Annotated in this window: 16 protein-coding genes; 9 read left to right on the top strand and 7 right to left on the bottom strand. The window is 44.4% G+C overall.

Annotated elements, in window-relative coordinates; all coding sequences use genetic code 11:
- Nucleotides 1-77 precede the first annotated feature (77 nt).
- From R7Q38_RS19370 to R7Q38_RS19350, 5 genes are all read left to right on the top strand, one after another.
- Nucleotides 78-1,673: a bifunctional aspartate transaminase/aspartate 4-decarboxylase gene (locus R7Q38_RS19370; protein ID WP_137282073.1), complete on the top strand. Its 1,596-nt coding sequence runs from the start codon at nt 78-80 to the stop codon at nt 1,671-1,673.
- 125 nt (nt 1,674-1,798) lie between these two features.
- Nucleotides 1,799-2,656 carry a pyridoxal kinase PdxY gene (pdxY, locus tag R7Q38_RS19365; RefSeq protein WP_033906186.1) on the top strand — a complete coding sequence of 286 codons (858 nt, stop codon included), beginning with the start codon at nt 1,799-1,801 and terminating at the stop codon, nt 2,654-2,656.
- A gap of 210 nt (nt 2,657-2,866) precedes the next feature.
- A complete protein-coding gene (locus tag R7Q38_RS19360) occupies nt 2,867-4,036 on the top strand; it encodes a patatin-like phospholipase family protein (RefSeq protein WP_017634571.1) in 1,170 nt (389 codons plus the stop codon).
- A gap of 17 nt (nt 4,037-4,053) precedes the next feature.
- Nucleotides 4,054-4,482, top strand: coding sequence for a hypothetical protein (locus R7Q38_RS19355; RefSeq protein WP_239939080.1), 429 nt, complete (start codon nt 4,054-4,056; stop codon nt 4,480-4,482).
- Between the two features lie 142 nt (nt 4,483-4,624).
- Nucleotides 4,625-5,533: a LysR family transcriptional regulator gene (locus tag R7Q38_RS19350; RefSeq protein ID WP_239939079.1), complete on the top strand. Its 909-nt coding sequence runs from the start codon at nt 4,625-4,627 to the stop codon at nt 5,531-5,533.
- A gap of 286 nt (nt 5,534-5,819) precedes the next feature.
- Here R7Q38_RS19350 and R7Q38_RS19345 read toward each other — a convergent pair whose 3' ends face one another.
- From R7Q38_RS19345 to R7Q38_RS19325, 5 genes are all read right to left on the bottom strand, one after another.
- Nucleotides 5,820-6,971, bottom strand: a complete 1,152-nt coding sequence (locus R7Q38_RS19345; protein ID WP_239939078.1) for an ABC transporter permease — start codon at nt 6,969-6,971, stop codon at nt 5,820-5,822.
- A complete protein-coding gene (locus R7Q38_RS19340) occupies nt 6,968-8,134 on the bottom strand; it encodes an ABC transporter permease (protein WP_017821358.1) in 1,167 nt (388 codons plus the stop codon). The genes R7Q38_RS19345 and R7Q38_RS19340 overlap by 4 nt, the downstream gene beginning before the upstream one ends.
- 22 nt (nt 8,135-8,156) lie before the next feature.
- Nucleotides 8,157-9,137, bottom strand: a complete 981-nt coding sequence (locus tag R7Q38_RS19335) for an HlyD family secretion protein (RefSeq protein ID WP_054575051.1) — start codon at nt 9,135-9,137, stop codon at nt 8,157-8,159.
- Nucleotides 9,138-9,140: 3 nt separating this feature from the next.
- A complete protein-coding gene (locus R7Q38_RS19330) occupies nt 9,141-10,556 on the bottom strand; it encodes a TolC family protein (protein ID WP_104975368.1) in 1,416 nt (471 codons plus the stop codon).
- A gap of 130 nt (nt 10,557-10,686) precedes the next feature.
- Nucleotides 10,687-10,914 carry a hypothetical protein gene (locus R7Q38_RS19325; protein WP_005377125.1) on the bottom strand — a complete coding sequence of 76 codons (228 nt, stop codon included), beginning with the start codon at nt 10,912-10,914 and terminating at the stop codon, nt 10,687-10,689.
- Nucleotides 10,915-11,390: 476 nt separating this feature from the next.
- On the opposite strand from R7Q38_RS19325, the gene R7Q38_RS19320 reads away from it, so the two are divergent.
- Entirely contained in the window at nt 11,391-13,010 is a 1,620-nt protein-coding gene (locus R7Q38_RS19320) for a sensor histidine kinase (RefSeq protein ID WP_104975367.1), read from the top strand.
- The gene (locus R7Q38_RS19315; RefSeq protein WP_005377133.1) at nt 13,007-13,693 is read left to right on the top strand and encodes a response regulator; all 687 of its coding nucleotides are present in this window, start codon (nt 13,007-13,009) and stop codon (nt 13,691-13,693) included. The genes R7Q38_RS19320 and R7Q38_RS19315 overlap by 4 nt, the downstream gene beginning before the upstream one ends.
- Before the next feature lie 91 nt (nt 13,694-13,784).
- Here R7Q38_RS19315 and R7Q38_RS19310 read toward each other — a convergent pair whose 3' ends face one another.
- Nucleotides 13,785-15,920, bottom strand: coding sequence for a TonB-dependent siderophore receptor (locus R7Q38_RS19310; protein WP_213968878.1), 2,136 nt, complete (start codon nt 15,918-15,920; stop codon nt 13,785-13,787).
- Nucleotides 15,921-16,019: 99 nt separating this feature from the next.
- A complete protein-coding gene (locus R7Q38_RS19305) occupies nt 16,020-16,985 on the bottom strand; it encodes a helix-turn-helix domain-containing protein (RefSeq protein ID WP_137282067.1) in 966 nt (321 codons plus the stop codon).
- A gap of 537 nt (nt 16,986-17,522) precedes the next feature.
- Between R7Q38_RS19305 and zwf the strand changes: the two genes are divergently transcribed.
- Together zwf and pgl are read left to right on the top strand one after the other, a co-directional pair.
- On the top strand, nt 17,523-19,025 hold the full coding sequence (gene zwf / locus R7Q38_RS19300; protein ID WP_017634563.1) for a glucose-6-phosphate dehydrogenase: 1,503 nt from the start codon (nt 17,523-17,525) through the stop codon (nt 19,023-19,025).
- Nucleotides 19,022-19,738 carry a 6-phosphogluconolactonase gene (pgl, locus tag R7Q38_RS19295; RefSeq protein ID WP_017634562.1) on the top strand — a complete coding sequence of 239 codons (717 nt, stop codon included), beginning with the start codon at nt 19,022-19,024 and terminating at the stop codon, nt 19,736-19,738. The genes zwf and pgl overlap by 4 nt, the downstream gene beginning before the upstream one ends.
- Nucleotides 19,739-19,744: the final 6 nt, after the last annotated feature.

The following is a 19,744-nucleotide window of genomic DNA, read 5'->3' as shown; positions in this document are numbered from 1 at the left end:
CTCTTATCGCCTAATTAAATAGGCGGTAGGGGAAGTATTATCCAAATTTCACTAAATAATAAATTCAGGTAAATATTATGACTACGCCAAATACAACAATTGATTTTTCAAAATTTGCAGATTTAAGCCCATTTGAATTAAAAGATAAACTTATTGAAGTGGCACAAACTGTTCCTGACCGCGCGTTATTAGATGCAGGTCGTGGTAATCCTAATTTTCTTGCGACACTACCACGTAAAGCGTTCATTCGTTTGGGTGAGTTCGCAATATTGGAAGCCGAGCGCACTTATTCATACCTAGATGGTGGTTTCGGTGGCATTCCAGATGGTGTGGGCATTGTTGAGCGCTTCGATACGTTTGCAAGCAAGAATAAACAAGACCAAGGCGTACAGTTCTTGGAAAAGTCGCTGAGCTACGCAAAAGACCGTTTGGGTCTAGAGAAACAGGCATTTTTGAATGAGCTGGTTAACGCATACCTTGCATGTAACTACCCAGTGCCACCACGTATGTTGACGAACATCGAAAGGGTTGTGAAGCAGTACATCGCAGAAGAGATGTACGGCCCGATGCCAATGACAACAGACTTCGATCTGTTTGCAACGGAAGGCGGCACAGCGTCTATGACGTACACGTTCCAAACTATGTTCAACAACGGTCTGTTGAAGAAAGGTGACAAGGTCGCGCTAATCACTCCAATCTTTACGCCGTACCTAGAAATTCCAGAACTGAGTGAATACGAACTGGAAATCGTTGAACTACGTTTGGATGAGACAACATGGCAGCTGCCGATGTCTGAAATCGAAAAGCTTGCAGATACAGACATCAAACTGCTTTGTGTCGTGAACCCAGCAAACCCAGCGTCTGTGAAGTTCTCGGATGAGACTCTGGATAACCTATCAAATTTTGTGAACAACGAACGCAGCGACCTGTTCATTGTGACTGACGATGTATACGGCACATTCGCGGACGACTTTGTCTCACTGTTCGCGAAACTGCCATACAACACGCTTTGTGTTTACTCGTTCTCGAAGTACTTCGGTGCAACAGGCTGGCGTTTAGGCTCGATTGCGATTCAACACAACAACGTGTTTGACGATGCAATGCGCAGCCTTCCTGAAGCGCGTCAACTTGAGTTGGACGATCGTTACAAAACACTGACTCCGGAACCTCGTGAGATTAAGTTTATTGACCGTATCGTAGCAGACAGCCGCAGCGTAGCGCTTAACCACACAGCAGGTTTGTCTCTTCCTCAACAAGTTCAAATGGCGCTGTTCTCATTGAATTGTCTGATGGACTCAGAGAAAAACTACAAAGAAGCATGTAAACGCATCATTCGCGAGCGTTACAAAACTCTGTACAAAAACATGGGTGTAGAAATTGAAGAAAACAAAGATCGTGTGGACTACTACACACTGCTTGAGCTCGACACTTTGGGCGGCAAATTGTACGGACCAGCCTTCGTTGAATGGTTCAAAGCGAGCGAGAAGGGCAAAGACTTCCTGTTCCGTCTTGCACATGAAACCGGCGTTATCCTACTTCCAGGCCAAGGCTTCGATGTAGTACACGCATCAGTTCGAGTTTCGTTAGCAAACCTTACTCATCACGAATACGAGCTTATCGGTCGTGCAACGCGCAAAGTGTTGGATGAGTACTTCGCTGAGTTCCAAGGCTAATTAATCCAGCCTGATTAAGAATAAGCCTCGGCGTTGTCGAGGCTATTCCGACCAAATAAGCACAGTGCGCGATATTGTGTTTATTTAGTCGCCAAGCTAACAAACTTCTCAATTAAGAGTGACTTATGAAAAGCATTATTTCTATTCAATCTCATGTGGTTTATGGCCACGCAGGAAACAGTTCTGCCGTCTTCCCGATGCAGAGAATGGGCCTCGAAGTCTGGCCAATTCACACGGTTCAGTTTTCAAATCACACTCAGTACCAGCAAGGTTGGACTGGACAGAAGTTTGGGGCAGATGAAATTCATTCTCTAATGAGAGGCTTAGATAACATTGAGAAGTTAGGCGAATGTGGCGCGATACTGTCCGGTTATCAAGGCAGCGCAGAGCAATGTCGAGCGGTGGCCGAAGCGGTAAGTTTAGTCAAATCGCGTAACCATAGTGCACTGTATGTGTGTGACCCAGTTATGGGTGATCCAGACAAAGGTTGCATTGTGGCAGACGGTGTCAAAGAAGCGATAAGCCATAGCTTGTTGCCCATCGCTGATGTGATTGTTCCTAACCAGTTTGAACTGAGCGAGTTAACAGGTGTGAAAATTAACTCTCTTTATGATGCGGTCACTGCATGTAAAAAAGCCTTAGAGTTAGGACCGAAAATGGTATTGGTGAAACACCTGCATGCACTAACAGATGACGCCTTCAGTATGATTTTAGCGACGCCGAAAGCAAGCTATTTGGCCCAACGACCTAGTGTTGAATTTGCTATGCAGCCAGTCGGAGTCGGTGATTTAATTTCTGCGATTTTCACCTCTTGTTTGGTGAAGAAGATGTCTCCTGTCGCAGCCTTTCGTCATACACATAACGCCGTTTACGGTGTATTGGAGATCACAAAAGGCTATGGCACATGGGAGCTACAGACGATCAATGCCCAATACGAATTTGTCGAACCGACGCATGAGTTCAACGTCGTGAAAATTGCTTAGCGCAGTACCTAATTAACGGAGAAGCGTAAAGTTAGCATATAGAAACTTGGCATAATTGCTTTGATGGATAGCATCCTACAATCGCGATTATGGGGTTTAGCCGTGCCTAGCTATAGTAACTCCAAACAACGAAACGGACTTCATTTTGACCCAATTAACTTCAAACTGAGTCTCTGGTCATACGCCAGAGAACATTAAATGAGACTGATTATGAATCGTTTAATTTCCTCTGGTGTGACGGTTGCACTTTCGCTGCTGATAGTAGCTTGTAGTTCACCTCATACGCTGGATGTTCGTGTTTCTCAAAGCAACTATAAAGATGTCGAGATCGCGAGTTCGACACCAAATGAGCCACTTCGAATGTGGGCCAATGAAGCGCCGGATTTTCTCTACTCAGCGCACAATCAAACCACACCGATCAAAGTAGAGGGTGAACAGCTCAATATTTTGGCCTTATCGGGTGGTGGCGTAAACGGTGCATACGGGGCCGGCGTTTTGATGGGGCTACAGGAAAAGGGGGAGCTAAAAGATTATGCCATCATTACTGGAGTCAGTGCGGGTGCCCTAATCGCTCCTTTTGTTTTCATTGGCGGTGATGCGATGCCAAAGATGAAAGAAGTCATGCTCAACATCAATGATAAGAATATTTTGGGTAAGAAGAACTTCTTAAATACCCTGTTTAAGGACGCGTTTACCGATGGTGAGAACCTCTATGATTTCATCGCAGACGCTTACCCTGAGCCCATGATCGAGGCGATGGCGCAGCAACACCGCAATGGTAAACGCCTCTTTATTGGCAGTACCCATTTTGATTCAGGCGAACTGGTGATTTGGAATATTGGTGCGATTGCGAACAGTGATTTAGCGGACAAATCTGAACTTATTTACAAGGTGCTTGCTGCGAGCGCATCGATCCCTGGTGTTTTCCCTCCACAATTTATCGATGTTGAACATGATGGAGAAACACTTGAGGAGTTACACGTAGATGGCGGTCTCGCAGCGCAGGTGTTCTTTAATCCGTCTAACTTCAACTATCAACAAATCTCAGATGCTTTGGGGTTAGAAAAAGCGCCTCAGTTGGATGTGATTCGCAATGGTGCGTTAAAAGCGCCGTATCGTCCACTAAAAGACAAAGGTTTGGACTTGGTATCGAAAAGTGTCTCAAGCCTTACGCTAGCGCAAACTCGTGGTGATCTCTATCGAATGAAATACATCAGTGAAATCAACGATATCGAGATGCAGTTTACCTACATTGATCAAGATTTCAGGTACGCCAAAGTAACGAAAGATATGTTCGATCACCGCTACTTGCTGACGATTTACGAATATGGATTCAAAAAAGCCACCCAAGGGCAACTTTGGGTAACTGAACTCCCTTAATACAGGAAAACGATACAATGAAAAAAGCCGTTCTTACACTCATGATACTTACCGCTTCCGCGACTGCATTCGCCCAAAGTGGAGCCCATCTTGACCAGCAAAAAGTGGATAGTGATATGCAGCAACTGTCTGCAATCAAAGAAGAAGGTGCAGCCTTTATCATGATTGACGAGAACTCGAGTTACGTGGCGGTCGAGTTCGTGGGAAAGTGGGAAGAGATCAACAACTATGTGTCACACAAAGAAGCGAAAAAACGTAAATTGGAAAAAGTGAACAAGCAGTTCGTGTACTCTCAGGTCGGTGAAACGTTGGAGTCACTTGAGCAAAAAGTCGTTGACCACATTTACGCTGATCAACCTAAATATTTCAGTGTCGATGTCTACCGCGATTACCATGGTGACTTAGGAGAATTCAACTATTTAGCTCGTGTCGTTGAGTACAACTAAGTTAGAGAAAACCTACTGAAGCTAGTAGGTTTTTTTGTGTCGTCGAGAAGGAATTCAAACGCAGATTGTTTCCGTTACCAAGTAGCAATTCTACGATCTTGTGGTAATTTAATTAGATAACTCTAAAAAGTAAGCACAACCTATGAATTTTAGTTTTGAACAACTTCTCGCGTTCGTAACCGTTTATGAACAGCTTTCGTTTAGTAAGGCGGCGGTCAAACTCAATAAGCACCGAACCACAATAGGGCAGGTGATTACCAATCTTGAAGACCAACTGGCGGTCAACCTGTTTGAGCGAGTGGGGCGCTCGGTAGAACCGACAGAAGATGGTCATCTTCTTTACCACTATGCTAAGCAAACCATCGAACAAGCACGTACTTTCGATAAAGTCGCATTAAGTCTAGCTTACGGTGGGTTAGAGAATGTTAGTATCGCCTATTCAAGCGCTATACCACACCGTTTTCTTGTATTGCTTCGTATTCAATTAGCAGCAGATTTTCCGATGATGCGAGTTAACTTTCTTGTTCGTAATCGCAACGAAATTAAAGAGGGTTTACAGAATGGTGATTATCAATTCGGTATTGTCAATGTGCATGATAGTCGAGCAATACATAGTCTGGATGCGACGTTTTTAGGTCATTTTGAATTTGTTCCTTTCGTCCAGAAAGGTGGTGAACTCGCTTCTATGGCACCAGATCGAGTATTGACAGCCTTGAGGAATAGTAAACAATTTGTACTGCGGTCTCTTATTGAAGAGGGAATGGGCGAAAAAGTCATCGTAAGTTCGAACCATGAAGAGGTCGACCAATTGGCCCTTGTAGTGAAAATGGTTGAAGCAGGTTTAGGATGGGCGATTCTCCCCAGAACGTTTGCCCATTCGGAGTTTTCTAATAATCATATAGAGCCAGTGGAAGCTTCTGAATTATTGGAAGGTTTTAAGTTTGGTTTTGGCCTATGGTGCCAACCCTCTAAGCAAGTCGGTGATGTAAAAAATTCAATCATGAAGGTCGTTACAGAATACCGAGAGAAAATAATCCGTGATATGATTTAGCGGCGACATGTATCCTGCTCATCCCTATCAACAACAAGACTCAATGTGAGTCTTGTTTTTTTGTGTCTGAAAAACGTTATCTTTCTAGCGAAGACTAATGTCTATTGGAAGGATATGACCCTCTATATGAGAGTATGGAATCCATACTTTTTGGCTTAATCTAATCTCGCTCAATGGGTAAGCCCAGAGCAAAAAGTGTTTTTACCATATGTCCGCTGCAAGGACGCAGATTTTCAGCCGGGTTTAGTTACCCGGCTTTTTTTATAGTAATAGAAAATGTCAGCTGTCACCCCAAGCTCTCTGTTACAACTGGCTTGTTACTTCGCTTAGCAATCCAGTACGCAACGCTACCCCAAAGCACAGTGAGTGCCCAAAGTGCCGTCCAATGTAGAGCGACTTGTTGCCAGGTTGCCCCCATTTGGTTTAGCGCTAAGAAAGCTTTTATCGCCCAAGTGCTTGGGCTTAAATCAGCAATCCATAGTAAGGGAGTAGGTATGGCTTCAATCGGCCAAATAAAACCAGCCAAGAAAATGAGCGGCATAGAGCTCACTAAGACGACTAAGGTGACAAGTTCACGCCGAGGTAATAAGTAACCTAGCCAGAAGCCTAGTCCGCAACAACCTAAAAAGAACGGGAACAACATAGCCAGCAATTCGCCCGCATTGGCGATATGGTTTACGTTTAAGCGTTCGAAGCTAAAACCAAAATAATAGGCGCAGAGTAAATAATAAATTGCCACAAATACTAACGTTCTCGCAAGCAGCAGCGATCCCGTTGATACTTGTGACCAATAGCCACGACCATGACGCTGTGTTCCCGTTTGCAATCCAACCGCCATGATCAACGTTTGTTGTAAAATCAGAACAAATACTGCCGGCACTACGTATTCGATGTAACCCATGGTTGGGTTGAACGTCGGTTTCATATTCAGCTTAATAGCAGAGTAATTATGGCTAGCCATACTCATGGGCACACCATCTATCACCATTTTACTGACTTTCACTTGGGCCCCTAATGTGCCTCCCGCTTGGGCCAATCCTTCTACCACGGTTCCGTACACGAGAAAATACGAGGCGTCCGCAGCGTAGGCCAGAGTCGGGCTTTTACCTAGCATTAGGTCTTTGTAAAAGTGTTCTGGTATGACTAAAAAACCGGTGATCTCTCGTTGTAAAAATGCTTGCTTTGCATCGGCAATCGTATGAAGTCGAGTGACTACGTTGACTTGTGGGGTGGCATCAACCATACGTTCCAGCTTTAAACTCGTCTGACTACCATCTAGATTAACAATCGCGATTGTTTGTTCACGAGGCGTTTGTTGTGCATAAGGCAAAGGGTATAAAAACGAGTAAAATACGACACCACCAAACACGGTCAACGTAACGACTGGATTGGTTAGAACGGCCTTAAGTTCCGCTTTAATCAGTTGCCACAATGTCATACCGCCTCCTTCGCTTGGCGTGTTGATGAAGCTGTTCGATGTTTACCCATCAAGGCTGCGGTAATGAGCAGAGGCATAACGTAACCAATCATAGGCCATAGCGAGCTTAAAGATTGCGCGGCCGATGCTCCATAGCTTGCTTGACTCACTTGTACTTCAATGTAATGGGTAATCGGCAATAATGAACGCCATGCATAAGCGAGCGTGTTCATGTCAGAAACTGGGAATGTAATTCCCATGAACGCGAAGCTTGGAGCCGTAAATGCGCCAGCAAAACTCATCGCACGTGCAGGATCCATCGACAAGAAGAAGAACAACGCTCCCATAATGATACAGGCGATAACCGTCGCCAATTGTGCTAATAGCATAACCACAAAACTGCCTTCCATTGGCCAATCAAGCACGGAATAAAACCAGTACAAGAACAACGCACCTTGCGCCATAAAGACCGGAATGTACCGACTTAATAAGGTAGTGAGCCTGGCGTATGGCTTTTCGCCCAAAAATGCAAAGCCATTCTTTCCACCATAAATGCGAAAGTGCGCGGCAAGAATCAAAATAGTGCTTACTACAATACATATTTGCCAAATGGCTGGCACGATAGCCGTTACCAAAAATTGTGCGTAGTTATTGTTACGGTTAAATAATGCGGTTATTTGTGTTGACACGGGTACAGCCTGTCCAGCCGCTGCTAACGTTGTGGTGTTACCCTTAGCCAAGTTGCCCATTACTTCAACCTGAGCGTCGAAATAGCCTTGTGCTTGCGCAACAGCAGAGTTGATCAGTTTCGCTACCAAAATGTACTGACTGTTGTAAAAGACAGAAAGTTGAGGTTGGCGGTGCTGGAGAATGTCTTGGTCGAACTTAGATGGGATGACCGCGTAAGCGTAGATATCGCCTTCAATCATCGCATTTTTTGCTTCGCTTGCACTGGTGTAGTGATAGTTAACAGCCAGACTCGACGACGCATCCAAAGATTGAATGAGCTTTCGAGAAAGTTGGGAATGTTGTAGATCAACCACACCGATTGGCAGATCCCGGGCAATGCCCGCAGAGAACACTCCCCAAATCATCATCGCGAGCAAAATCGGTATCCAAGTAAGGCACGAAAGCAACCACTTGTCTCGTCGTAAGATATGCCGCTGTGAAATCTTAATCGTCATAGCATTAACCTAGTGGTTGTGATTAAAGTTCAACGACAACACTCATTCCCATACGCAGTTCAGGTTCGGGTTGAGCTGGACGAGCTTCTACTTCAAAGGTACGAAGATCAAAACCTTGAGAAGCATCGGTTGCTCTCCACGTTGCAAAGTTACCCATAACGGCAACATGCGTTACTTTGAACTCAACATTTTTATTTAAGGCAGGCAAATAGGCATCAAAGGTTGCTCCTTTTTTAAAGTGTTGAAGGTAATCTTCACGCACATTAAGTGTCGCCCAGGCATCTTCTGTATCTATCACAGTAACAACCGGGAAGCCCTGAGGTGCTAATTCACCACTTTGAAGTAGAACTTGAGAGACTTCGCCGTCAAACCAGCTGTAGATCTGAGTATCTTTCGCGTACGCTTCTACTTCGGCTACGGCACCTGATGCCATGCGCGCTTTTTCCGCCGCAGCCACTTTGGTTTCACTTCTAGCGCCTTCTTTTGCCATTTCGTACATTTGAAACGCAGCACTTTCTGTGTATTTCGCTGCTTGCCACTGAGTTAAAGCTTCATCGCGTTTTTGTTCTGCAACCACGCCATCGTTATAAAGGTTATTCACACGATTGTAGGTTTTTTCCATTAAATTCGCAGCGGCTTTGGCTTTCATCCACTGATCTTTTGCTGCTTGGATTTGTTGCTCACGTGCGCCTTTCTCAGCTTCTTGAGCTAAGGCGTCCGCCGCTTTTTCACCTGCTTTTGCTTGTTCTAACTTCGCTTCAATTTCAGGACTATGAAGGGTAAAAATAAGCTGACCTTTCTCTACATCGTCGCCTTTACGTACCATGACCTCATCAATACGCCCTGGGACTTTTGAGGAAATGCTGTATTGCTGGGCTTCAATTAATCCCTGTAAGCGGATCGGTTCTGGTTGATAGGCTTGGTAAAATTGATACCCAACCCAAGAGGCAACACCCAAAGCACAAAGTGAGAGTAAAACGGGTTTTAGTGATTTAGCTGCCATGATTTATTTCACCTCTTTGGATGTTGAAGCAGGGATATAAGCGGTATTTTGATATTGTTCGAAGCTGTTCATTTCACTGCTCAATGCGAGTAGCTTGGTTAAAGATATTAAATAGCGGAAACGCGCCGCTGAACGTTGTGTTTCTATACTCGCGACATAAAGTTGTGCATCCACAACATCCAGAGAAGACGACAGACCCTGAGTAAATGCTTTTTCACGCAAGCGCAGATTTTCGTTAGCGAGTTCAATGCTAGATGCGAGCCCTTGTACTTCATCAATGGCTTGCTGAGCCTCCAAGTATGTCTTTTGGACTAACAGCGATAAGTCTTGTTTGGCTTGGGACTTTAATGAGTCGACCTGCGAGACGACGCTTTGAGCGGCTTTGACTTTTTCGCTTCGCCCTGATGATTCAATCAGTGGAATGCTGACACCAACACCAACTAACCAGTCAGGCTTCATTTGGCTTGCGAGAGAATCGTCTTCATACAAGCTGTAGTCGCCGTAAAGATAAACTTCAGGGTAGTATTTCCCTTTTTCTGCTTTGATTAAGCTAGAGGCTTGTTTGTGTTTAGCGCTCAGAAGTTCTAACCCCGGATAGGTAAGCAACGTTTGATCGACAAAAGCAGTAAGAGGGGGAAGACTGTCGTTGATAAACAAAGATTCAGCGGGCTCTACGGCATCATCTTGTGCGAGTAATTTACCTAATGCAGCCTGAGCGATACTCAAATCGCTGGCTGCTTTACGTGTTTCTACAGATGCTTTATCTAAAGAAGCCTCGGCTTGCAGGCGCTCAACGTGCGCGATTTGTCCTTGCTCTTCAAGCTTAATGGCAAAATCTCGATGCTTTTTTAGCCCTGCTTCAACCGCTTGCCGCGTTGCGAGTACTTCCTTTGCCAGTACGACAGAAAAGTAGTACTTCGATAAATCTTCAAAACGCGCTTGTTGTTCCATTAGAAGCTGACTTTTCGCCTCATCCGTTTTGCCTTCTGCTGCTGATTGAGCCGCAGAAATTCGACCACCAGTAAAAATTGGCCAAATCGCACGAATAGACGAAGAGAAAATATCGCGCTCGGTTATGGTCGAAGTGGTATTAGCTAAGGCACCAAAAATAGGCTGAAAAGCAGGAGGTACGTTAATGTGTGCTCCTGTGCTGTCTAGGATCTGTTTTCCCGAAAGCGTGATATCGGTATCTAAACGCGTGTAATTCGCGCCAATAGTAACCTGAGGTAAGTTGAGATTGCTGGTGGCACTCTCTTGGTATTGGTAGTTCTCGACGTTTGAGCGTTGAGCTTTAAGAGAATAGTTGTTTTCTAGCAATAGCTGCCATGCGGTATCAAAAGTGATCGGTGCCGCATGACAGGCAAGGGAAATCGAGCTGCTAAGTAAGCCCAGTATCCAAACCTTTCCTGTTTTTTTCATAATGGCTGCTTTGTCGTAGAGTATTAGCTCTAATATAAAGGATTCGTAACTGCGTGTTAAGTAGGAGGGAAAATTGGGCAGTAGTATGCGCCCAGTTATATTTGTGCTGGGCGCGGGAGATGTTACAAATTTATTTCGTATATGGACAGTGAAACTCCGCTCTCCACTCGAGCTGACGAGAACCTCGCATCGTATTCAATAGATCTTTTCCACTCATTTGAGGGAACGATAACAGGACTTTGAGATCAGAAGTACCGCCTCCGTTTTTTTCATAAGCCCTGACGTGTGTAAATGTTGAATACATATTCTCTGACAGCATCGCCTTATTCAGGCATATTCCAAAGGTATCGCGTTCCATGTTTGGTGTTCCTTCTAACTATAAATGCACCTCTGTTTATAGTTTTCCAGTTTTCAGATGGTGTCTAAGTGTTTGTCATATAGTCAGTATTTGTGTTTTGTTTTATTTTTGTCCAAACCACTGACATCAATGTTGAGCTTTTAATAGACTTCCAGCTTCACTGCTTTCAAACCGAAACTCTCATTGGTTTCGTTGATTAAAAATTATACGTTGTAAAGTCTAAAAACGCCTCAAAAACCGCTAAAATCGATGTGATCGCGATCATGATTTTAAGGGCAATTTATGTATGGAATTGAGTATCAGAGAGGAATGCTAAATTTGGTGAATGGTTGTAATTTTATGTTTCAGCTCGTCGATTAATTAACCGTAAACTCTGCGGTTTGTTTGCCTTCCTCACAGATTTATCACCGCGACAACGTCATGCTGTTAACTGAGTGTTAACGTTACGCTCAAGAGTGAATCACAAGGATGTATCAATGAGTTGGAAAACCATCAGCTTTCGTAAGCGGATGCTCATTATCATGACGCTATCGGGGTTGATAGAGCTGTTATTGCTTGTCGCCGCAGGGTTCACTTATCTCAAAATCAATCAAGAGCAAGAAATGGGAGAAAAAGCACTGGGTGTTGCCCGTTTTTTAGCGGACTCAGCGGTTGTTCGTGAAATGATCGAAACCCAAAACCCCCAGCCATACCAACTTCGCTTTAGAGAATTAACCGAAGCCATAGGTGCTGCATTCATCGTTATTGGCGACCATAAGGGAGTACGCTTAATCCACCCTGTTGATGAGCGGTTGGGCAAGCCAATGAGAGGTGGCGACAATCGTCGAGCGCTAGAACGGGGGTTGTCTTATGTTTCGACGGCACAGGGCTCGTTAGGTTATTCAGTTCGTGGTAAAGCTGCGATTTTTGACGAGCAAGGGAACATCATTGGTGTGGTTTCGGTTGGCTATTTACTCGACCGACTGCAAGACCGCATCGAACCATTTTTGGCCTTTTTGATTTTAATGGTCATCGTAGTTGTCGTCGCTAATGCCATTGTATCCAATTATGCGTCGAGAAAGTTTCAGCGCGCCATTTTAGGCTTTGAGCCTGAAGAGATAGGGCGGTTGTACGGCGAATTAGAAGTGACGATGAGCACCATCAAAGAGGGCGTGTTAAGCATTGATGCCCAAGGGATACTTCGCTCGATAAATCGTAGTGCCTGCCAGATTCTCGGTATTGATAGAGAATCAGCGCTCAATAAACCTTTGACTGACACGCTGCGTGATAGCGATCTATATACAGTATTAGAAAGCGGGCAGGAAGATCATGATATTGAAATATTCCTTAATCATAAGCGCCTGATTGCAAATCGCTCTCCAATTTATGTTGATGGAAAAATCGTGGGGGCGGTATCGAGTTTCCGTTTAAGGGATGAAATTAATGATCTAACCGAGCAGCTATCACAAACCAAGGAATATGCAGATTTGTTACGTTCGCAAACCCATGAGCATCGAAATAAGCTCAACACCATTAGTGGGCTAGTACAAATGGGTGAGCTTGATGCGGTGCAAAAGTTAATTGGACAAGAAACCGCACACTATCAAGCAATGATTGAGTTTTTAAGAGATACCGTTAAGGACCCGCTAATTGCAGGTATGTTGCTTGGAAAAACTGAACGTGCTCGCGAGTTAGGCTTACAACTGGTGGTTGAGGAAGGCAGTCGTCTGGAGCCTCTACCTGAGTGGCTAAATTCGGAAGACCTTGTCACAATTTTGGGTAATTTGATTGATAACGCTTTCGATGCCACGTTAACTTCAATTCGCGATGAATCAAATGTTGCGTCAGAACGCAGAAACATTGATGTGTCCGTTAGCGATTACGGAAATGAAGTGATACTTGAGGTGATAGATCATGGTTGTGGCCTCCCAAAAACAATGGATCCACAAACATTATTTACAAAAGGCGTTTCAACGAAATCTCGTCAAAATCGAGGTGTTGGGTTGCACCTTGTCAATCAGCTTGCTACTCGATATCACGGCCATGTTGAGATGATACCCAATACAAATTATGGGACAAGAATAACGGTGTACTTACCCAAGGAAGAACAATTATGAGTATGGCGACTCGCGTAATGATCATTGAAGATGATCTGGCTATTGCTGAGCTGCACCACAAATACTTAAGCCAACTGACAGGTTTGGAAGTGGTTGGAATTGCGACCACGAGAATGGAAGCAGAAATGCAACTCGACATTCTTAAGCCAGATTTACTATTGATGGATGTCTATCTTCCCGATGGCACAGGGCTTGAGATACTAAATACACTGCGTGCAAGTAACCAAACGTGTGATGTCATTTTGATTACAGCCGCAAGGGATGTCGATACATTACAACAGGCGATGAGGGGTGGCGTTGTCGATTACTTGTTAAAACCAGTGATGTTTCCACGCTTAGATGCCGCACTGAAAAAGTATGTGTCCCAACGCCAACAACTAGACATCGTAGAGAGTTTGGATCAGAACCTCGTTGATAAAATGCTGCAGTCTCACGCCAATCAAGACAACTTGCCGAACCGATTACCAAAAGGGATTGATGGTGTAACCCTAGACAAGATCAGGGAGTTGTTCCCAAATGGCAGTGCGCTGACCGCTGATGAGGCAGGCGAAAAGATCGGCGCGAGCCGAACAACGGCGAGGCGCTATTTGGAGTATCTTATCAGCACTGGTGAACTAGAGGCTGATTTAAACTATGGCTCTGTTGGTAGGCCAGAAAGGTGCTATAAAAAAGTGACACGGTAGCGTTTATATTGATGCTCTATGCAAAATAAAAAGCGATGGCTTATTGTAGAAACCATCGCTTTACAAATTACTGCTGTTCCGCTCTAAGAGGTTAGAAGTTGTATTCTAACTTCGCTTCGATAGAGCGCTCAGCGCCAAACCAACAGTTATTTTTGTCGTAACAAGAATAGTATTCTTTATCGAATAGATTGCTTGCAGAAAGCGTGACGCTAGCCCCTTTCATTGATTCAGATACCGTTGAGAAATCGTAACTTGCTGCCAAATCAAACAAGGTGTAGTCCGGTACTTTTTGACTATTCTGTGCATCAATTTGTGCTTCCCCGACATAGCGAACGCCAGCACTGGTACGAAGGCCTGAAAGATTTCCTTCAAAGAAGTAATTGGCCCATAGAGAGGCCGTTTGCTCAGGTACCCAAACCGGCGTTTTACCTTCTTGGTTGTAATAACTGTCCTCGGTAATCTCCATATCGGTATATGTATAGCCTAGAGTGAAATCAGCTTGTGCTGTGGCTTGCCATTTTGCCTCAAGTTCAATACCTTGTGATACCACTTCGCCCGCTTGATAGTTCGGTGCATAAGGATTATTCGGATCGGTCAAGATCGCGTTTTTCTTCGTAATATGGAAGAGTGCTAAGTTACCTGAGATATCACCAGATAATGGGGCGTATTTAAAGCCTAACTCCCATTGATGACCGGTTGATGGCTCAAATGCTTTACCAGAAGAGTCGGCACCCGCAATTGGCTCGAAACTTTCCGAGTAAGTAAGGTATGGCGAGAGACCAAAGTCTAGCTCATACAAACCACCGACTCGGAAAGATACGTTGGTATCGTCTAACTCTTCCTTGCTGTTGGATACTGTTCCTAGATAATCGCTAACGGCGTCTGTATTTGAATCGTATTTATCCCAACGAAGACCTGCAATCATTACAAGTTGGTCGTAACGAACTTGATCTTGGAAATAAACGCCAATCTGCTTCGTTTTGATATCTAAGTTTTGTTTGTATTGGAAATTCAGTGCATTACGATCAATGCTGTTGTGGTCAGGATTAAAAATGTCCTGAGTTAGCGAATACCCAAGCGTGTCTTTGTATTTTACATCTGAATCTAGATACTGATAATCAAGCCCGAACAATAAGTTATGTTCAAAATTTCCTGTTTTAACGTAGCCAGATAGTTGGTTGTCAATCACAAAGGATTTGGACTTTTCATCGGTTAAATAGGCATTTCGACCAACGGTACGGTTATCCGCTTCAAGTGCACCGTTATATGTGTTTTCCTGATAGGCATCGGCGGTCATGTAGCGGGCATTCTGTAGAAATTGCCAATTGTTGTTAAAGTCGTGTTGGACTTTGTAACCCATCATCAGAACTTCGCGTTCGTAAGTGTTCCAGTCCTCATCCCCCAAATAAGTGCTTGGTGACATCGAGCCAAGTGGGTTTTTAATCACTGAGCCAGACGCAGGCACAGTCGTGTAGATACCTGCTGATGGATCATTTTGATAGTAAACATTCACGTTCACTAATGTGCTTTCTGTCGCTTGCCAATTGAAAGATGGGGCGAGTACATAACGTTCGTCTTCAGACGTATCGGCTTGACCATCTCGCTGTTTAGCTAGGCCTACAATACGGTAATCCACATTAGAATCACCAATTTGTCCTGTGGTGTCGAACGTCAGTTCTTTTAGGCTGTTAGTCCCAGTACTAATCGAGACAGAGTGCGAGGGTGTTGACTGAGGCGCCTTGGCGATAATGTTGACCATACCTCCTGGTGGAATATTGCCGTAAAGAACAGACGTTGGCCCTTTAAAAACCTCGATTTGCTCAAGAGCAACGGAATCGACCTGAGGTTGAAGGTTCCAACCGTTGTACAGCAAAGGAAGACCATCATAAAAGTTGGTGTAGTTAATAAAACCACGAATATTGAATAGGTCAAGTCGGGAAACGGCACCGCCACGCAATTCTGTATTTACGCCAGGCGCGTAACGCAATGCTTCGCTCACCGAGTTTACGCCGCGCAGGTCCATGTCATCTTTAGTGATTACCGTGATCGCTTGCGGTGTTTCCTCCGGTTCTAAAACGGTTTTAGTTGCGGTGTTTCGGTATGTTTCTCCTAGCACCGTAATCGTTTCGTGTTGGGATACGCTCTCAGTCGCATTGGCGTGGCCAGCGAGCAATGCGGATACGACGATAGCAACCGCTGAACGATGAAATCGAATCGGACTTTCCATATTTATAAATTCCACTACTTTTTCTATTTATTGATAATGATTGTTATTTGTATTCTATATTCAAAGAAATAGGAAAAGTTAACAATTTGGTGCAAAACACTAATCTTTGGAACTTATTCTTCTGTTCTTAGGTTTTAAAGATAGCGAGTCGTTTGGCTCGACAGGAATCCAATACTGCATTTGTGCTTGTTCGCTATCAACATCATAACCTTCTGGATAAAGCTCTAACTCATAACCATCGATAGCATGATAATTAGAGTAGGGTAGCCAATGTAAAATAAACCATTCCAGCGTTGAGGCGAGCTCTGATGCTTTGCCTATGTGTGTAATGACGGCGTAGGTTTGCTCAGGAACAGCCAAGAGGTCTAACCCCGAGTTGGAAGAGTTCGTTGATCTTGGTGCGTTTGCTGTTGGACTGCACTCATAACCTGCCCAATACTCAAGTTGTTGGTTGTTTGAATACGCTTGAGTCACATCAATCACGCCAAAGTAACTACTTTCCGAATTGTTAAGGTTTTCAGATGAATAAAGACGTGACCAAAGCGACGGTACTTTGGATTGGAAATCGGGCGCAGCGGAAAACAATCCGTGAATAGGTTCATGATAACCAGCAAGTTCAAAAGCCGGTTTTGTTTCTATTCGAACTTCAATAAAGCGCTGATGTTTTTTCTCTTCTTTTGGTGTCTTACGCAGCGTCAAAGGTTGTCTCAACCCGGAGAGCTGTTGCGTTTTTCGATATTCACGGGGGCTTTTTGAAAACATATTCCTGAACGCTCGGCTAAATGCGTGTTCAGATGTAAATCCCATTTCTATCGCTATATCTAACGAGCGGTCAGAAGTATGGATTAAGCGCTCAGCCGCAAGGCTAAGTTTAAGCTCTCTGATATAGTGAGCGACGGATACGCCAGTGTGTTGTTGAAATACGCGTTGCAGTTGCCAGCGAGACCAACAACTTGCTTTCGATATTTCATCTACGCTCAGAGTGCTGTCTAAGTTGGTGTGAATGTAGTCAAGCACCGATTGTATTCGGTTTATGGGATGTGGGTTAATGGCGCTTGATTTCATGGCGTTCTACTTTCACATTAATAGTGATTTCATTATCTTTAATTGAGTATCATTATCAATAGCATGATGAAATAAAAAGTAAGTAACACAGATCACGATAAAACTGTAATGGATTGCAAGTATGAGTAATTATTGCCCATATTAGAGTTTTTGCTTAAATTTTGGAGTGTTCAGATGAAACTTTTTTTATCAATAAAATACAATCGCTTATGACGTTTTGTGCAACTTATTTAAACGTTTGCACTGGCAAGTGTTGATGTAAATCAAATAGTCGTAGACAATATTGCCCCGTGTCGGACTCTCCTCCAGCGAGTACAGTGTGTACTTTTGAGACATAAGTGACTTAAATGACCTCAATACGTCGTGTTTCCAAGAATCGGAAATGCAACTTCTTGAGGTTCTTTGGGCCCATAGACTTTACCTATCAACGTAATAGGTAAGACCAATTTTCTATTTTGAGGTGCCATTGATAGGGTTGGCTCATTCTCTAGCCGTATCCGGGCACACAATAAGTACCTCGTTTTTAAGGGAAAGATGATGGTAATACCAGAAAACAGCAGCATCGTTATTTTTGGTGCTTCAGGTGACCTTACGTACCGTAAGCTCATTCCTGCTTTATACCACCTCTACGCGAACAAGCAGCTTCCAGAGAATTTTGCCATTCTGGGTGTAAGTCGCACTGAATACAGTGATGAGTCTTACCGCGCGAAGCTGAAAAAATCGCTTCAGGAAATGGAAAAGACTGAGCCAGAAACGCTTGATGCATTTATTAACCATCTGCACTACCAAGCAATTAATACTTCTGACACACAAGATTACGGTAAGCTATCTTCTCGCTTAGACCAACTTGCGGACGAATATCAATTCGAGCAACGCAATACGCTTTTTTACTTAGCAACCCCACCAAGTTTATACAGTGTGATCCCTGCAAGTCTTGCAGCACATGGTCTTAACAGTGAAGAGGATGGCTGGAAACGCCTGATCATTGAGAAACCATTCGGCTATGATCTTGAATCGGCGCGTATTCTGGACAAAGAAATTCACGAGCACTTCCAAGAGCATCAAATCTACCGAATTGACCATTACTTAGGTAAAGAAACGGTACAAAACCTACTTGTGCTTCGTTTCTCTAATGCGATGTTTGAGCCACTTTGGAACCGTAACTTCATTGATTACGTTGAAATCACAGGCGCAGAATTCCTTGGCGTAGAGGAGCGTGGTGGTTACTACGACAACTCTGGCGCTGTGCGCGACATGTTCCAAAACCACTTGCTACAAGTATTAGCAATGGTAGGTATGGAACCACCAGCGCAAATCAATGCAGACTCGATGCGTGATGAAGTGGTAAAAGTGCTTCAATGCCTAAAGCCATTAGACGAAAACGCTCTGCGCAATGACCTAGTATTAGGCCAATACACGGCGTCTGAAGTCCGTGGGCAAAGCCTACGCGGCTACCGTGAAGAGCCGGGAGTTGCAGACGATTCTCGTACAGAGACTTACATCGGTTTGAAAGCGTACATCAACAACTGGCGTTGGAATGGCGTGCCATTTTACGTGCGTACTGGTAAGCGTCTTCCAACACGCGTTACTGAGGTGGTTATCCACTTTAAACAAACACCGCATCCTGTGTTTGGTCAAAACGCACCAGAAAACAAGCTGATCATTCGTATTCAACCAGACGAAGGCATTCAAATGAGCTTTGGCTTGAAAGAGCCAGGCGCAGGCTTTGAAGCGAAGGAAGTGAAAATGAACTTCCATTACGCTGACCTGCAAGAAACGCAAATGCTAACGGCATACGAGCGTCTTCTACTTGATGCTTTGAATGGTGATGCTACGCTATTTGCACGTAGTGATGCGGTGGAAGCGTGCTGGCAATACGTACAGCCAATCTTAGATTTTAAGCAAGATCCACAATCCCTCTTCGGGTACGCATGCGGCACTTGGGGACCTAAAGAGTCAGATGACTTGTTACAGCGTGATGGCCGCGCTTGGCGTTTCCCATGTAAAAACTTAACAGATACGGATTACTGTGAACTATGATCAACCATAAGATCTACCAAACAGCAGAACAGGTAGTTGAAAGCCTAGCTAACGATATGAAAGCGTTTAGCGAAATGGGCAGACCTGTTCACATCTCTCTTTCTGGCGGCAGCACTCCTAAAATGCTGTTTAAACTACTGGCTTCAGAGGCTTACGCAACCTCCATTCAATGGGAAAACCTCCACTTTTGGTGGGGTGACGAACGTTGTGTTGCCCCTGACGATGCAGAAAGCAACTACGGTGAAGCGAACACGTTGTTGTTTAGCCAAGTAAATATTCCTGCGGAAAACATTCACCGCATCCGTGGCGAAGATGAGCCTAAAGCAGAAGCCGAGCGCTTTGCAAAAGAGATGGCAGAGGTGATCCCGAGTGAAAACGGCACACCTGTGTTTGACTGGATCTTATTAGGCGTTGGTGCAGATGGTCATACAGCTTCTCTGTTCCCTGGCCAAACGAATTATGATGATGCGAACCTATCTCTTGTGGCGTCGCATCCTGAATCGGGCCAACTTCGTGTGTCGAAAACCGCACGCGTATTAGAAGCAGCGAAACGCATTAGTTACTTAGTGCTTGGTGCAGGAAAAGCGGACATTGTTGAAGAAATTAACAGTTCACCAGCACACGCACTGCCATACCCAGCGGCTAAGATTCAAGCGAAATCGGGCCTAACGGAATGGTATTTAGATTTAGACGCGGCAGCAAAAATTGCTTAAGACGCT

Source organism: Vibrio sp. Vb0598, assembly GCF_033338935.1.
GTDB lineage: Bacteria > Pseudomonadota > Gammaproteobacteria > Enterobacterales > Vibrionaceae > Vibrio > Vibrio alginolyticus.
The sequence above is the reverse complement of the archived record's forward strand: the minus strand, read 5'-3'. Positions and strand labels throughout refer to the sequence as shown.

Coding starts and splice junctions, on each gene's coding strand:
- R7Q38_RS19355 (WP_239939080.1), top strand. CDS start 4,054: ATGAAAAAAGCCGTTCTTACACTCATGATACTTACCGCTTCCGCGACT.
- R7Q38_RS19305 (WP_137282067.1), bottom strand. CDS start 16,985: ATGAAATCAAGCGCCATTAACCCACATCCCATAAACCGAATACAATCG.
- R7Q38_RS19335 (WP_054575051.1), bottom strand. CDS start 9,137: ATGGCAGCTAAATCACTAAAACCCGTTTTACTCTCACTTTGTGCTTTG.
- R7Q38_RS19310 (WP_213968878.1), bottom strand. CDS start 15,920: ATGGAAAGTCCGATTCGATTTCATCGTTCAGCGGTTGCTATCGTCGTA.
- R7Q38_RS19320 (WP_104975367.1), top strand. CDS start 11,391: ATGAGTTGGAAAACCATCAGCTTTCGTAAGCGGATGCTCATTATCATG.
- R7Q38_RS19340 (WP_017821358.1), bottom strand. CDS start 8,134: ATGACGATTAAGATTTCACAGCGGCATATCTTACGACGAGACAAGTGG.
- zwf (WP_017634563.1), top strand. CDS start 17,523: ATGGTAATACCAGAAAACAGCAGCATCGTTATTTTTGGTGCTTCAGGT.
- R7Q38_RS19360 (WP_017634571.1), top strand. CDS start 2,867: ATGAATCGTTTAATTTCCTCTGGTGTGACGGTTGCACTTTCGCTGCTG.
- R7Q38_RS19350 (WP_239939079.1), top strand. CDS start 4,625: ATGAATTTTAGTTTTGAACAACTTCTCGCGTTCGTAACCGTTTATGAA.
- pdxY (WP_033906186.1), top strand. CDS start 1,799: ATGAAAAGCATTATTTCTATTCAATCTCATGTGGTTTATGGCCACGCA.
- R7Q38_RS19330 (WP_104975368.1), bottom strand. CDS start 10,556: ATGAAAAAAACAGGAAAGGTTTGGATACTGGGCTTACTTAGCAGCTCG.
- R7Q38_RS19345 (WP_239939078.1), bottom strand. CDS start 6,971: ATGACATTGTGGCAACTGATTAAAGCGGAACTTAAGGCCGTTCTAACC.
- pgl (WP_017634562.1), top strand. CDS start 19,022: ATGATCAACCATAAGATCTACCAAACAGCAGAACAGGTAGTTGAAAGC.
- R7Q38_RS19325 (WP_005377125.1), bottom strand. CDS start 10,914: ATGGAACGCGATACCTTTGGAATATGCCTGAATAAGGCGATGCTGTCA.
- R7Q38_RS19315 (WP_005377133.1), top strand. CDS start 13,007: ATGAGTATGGCGACTCGCGTAATGATCATTGAAGATGATCTGGCTATT.
- R7Q38_RS19370 (WP_137282073.1), top strand. CDS start 78: ATGACTACGCCAAATACAACAATTGATTTTTCAAAATTTGCAGATTTA.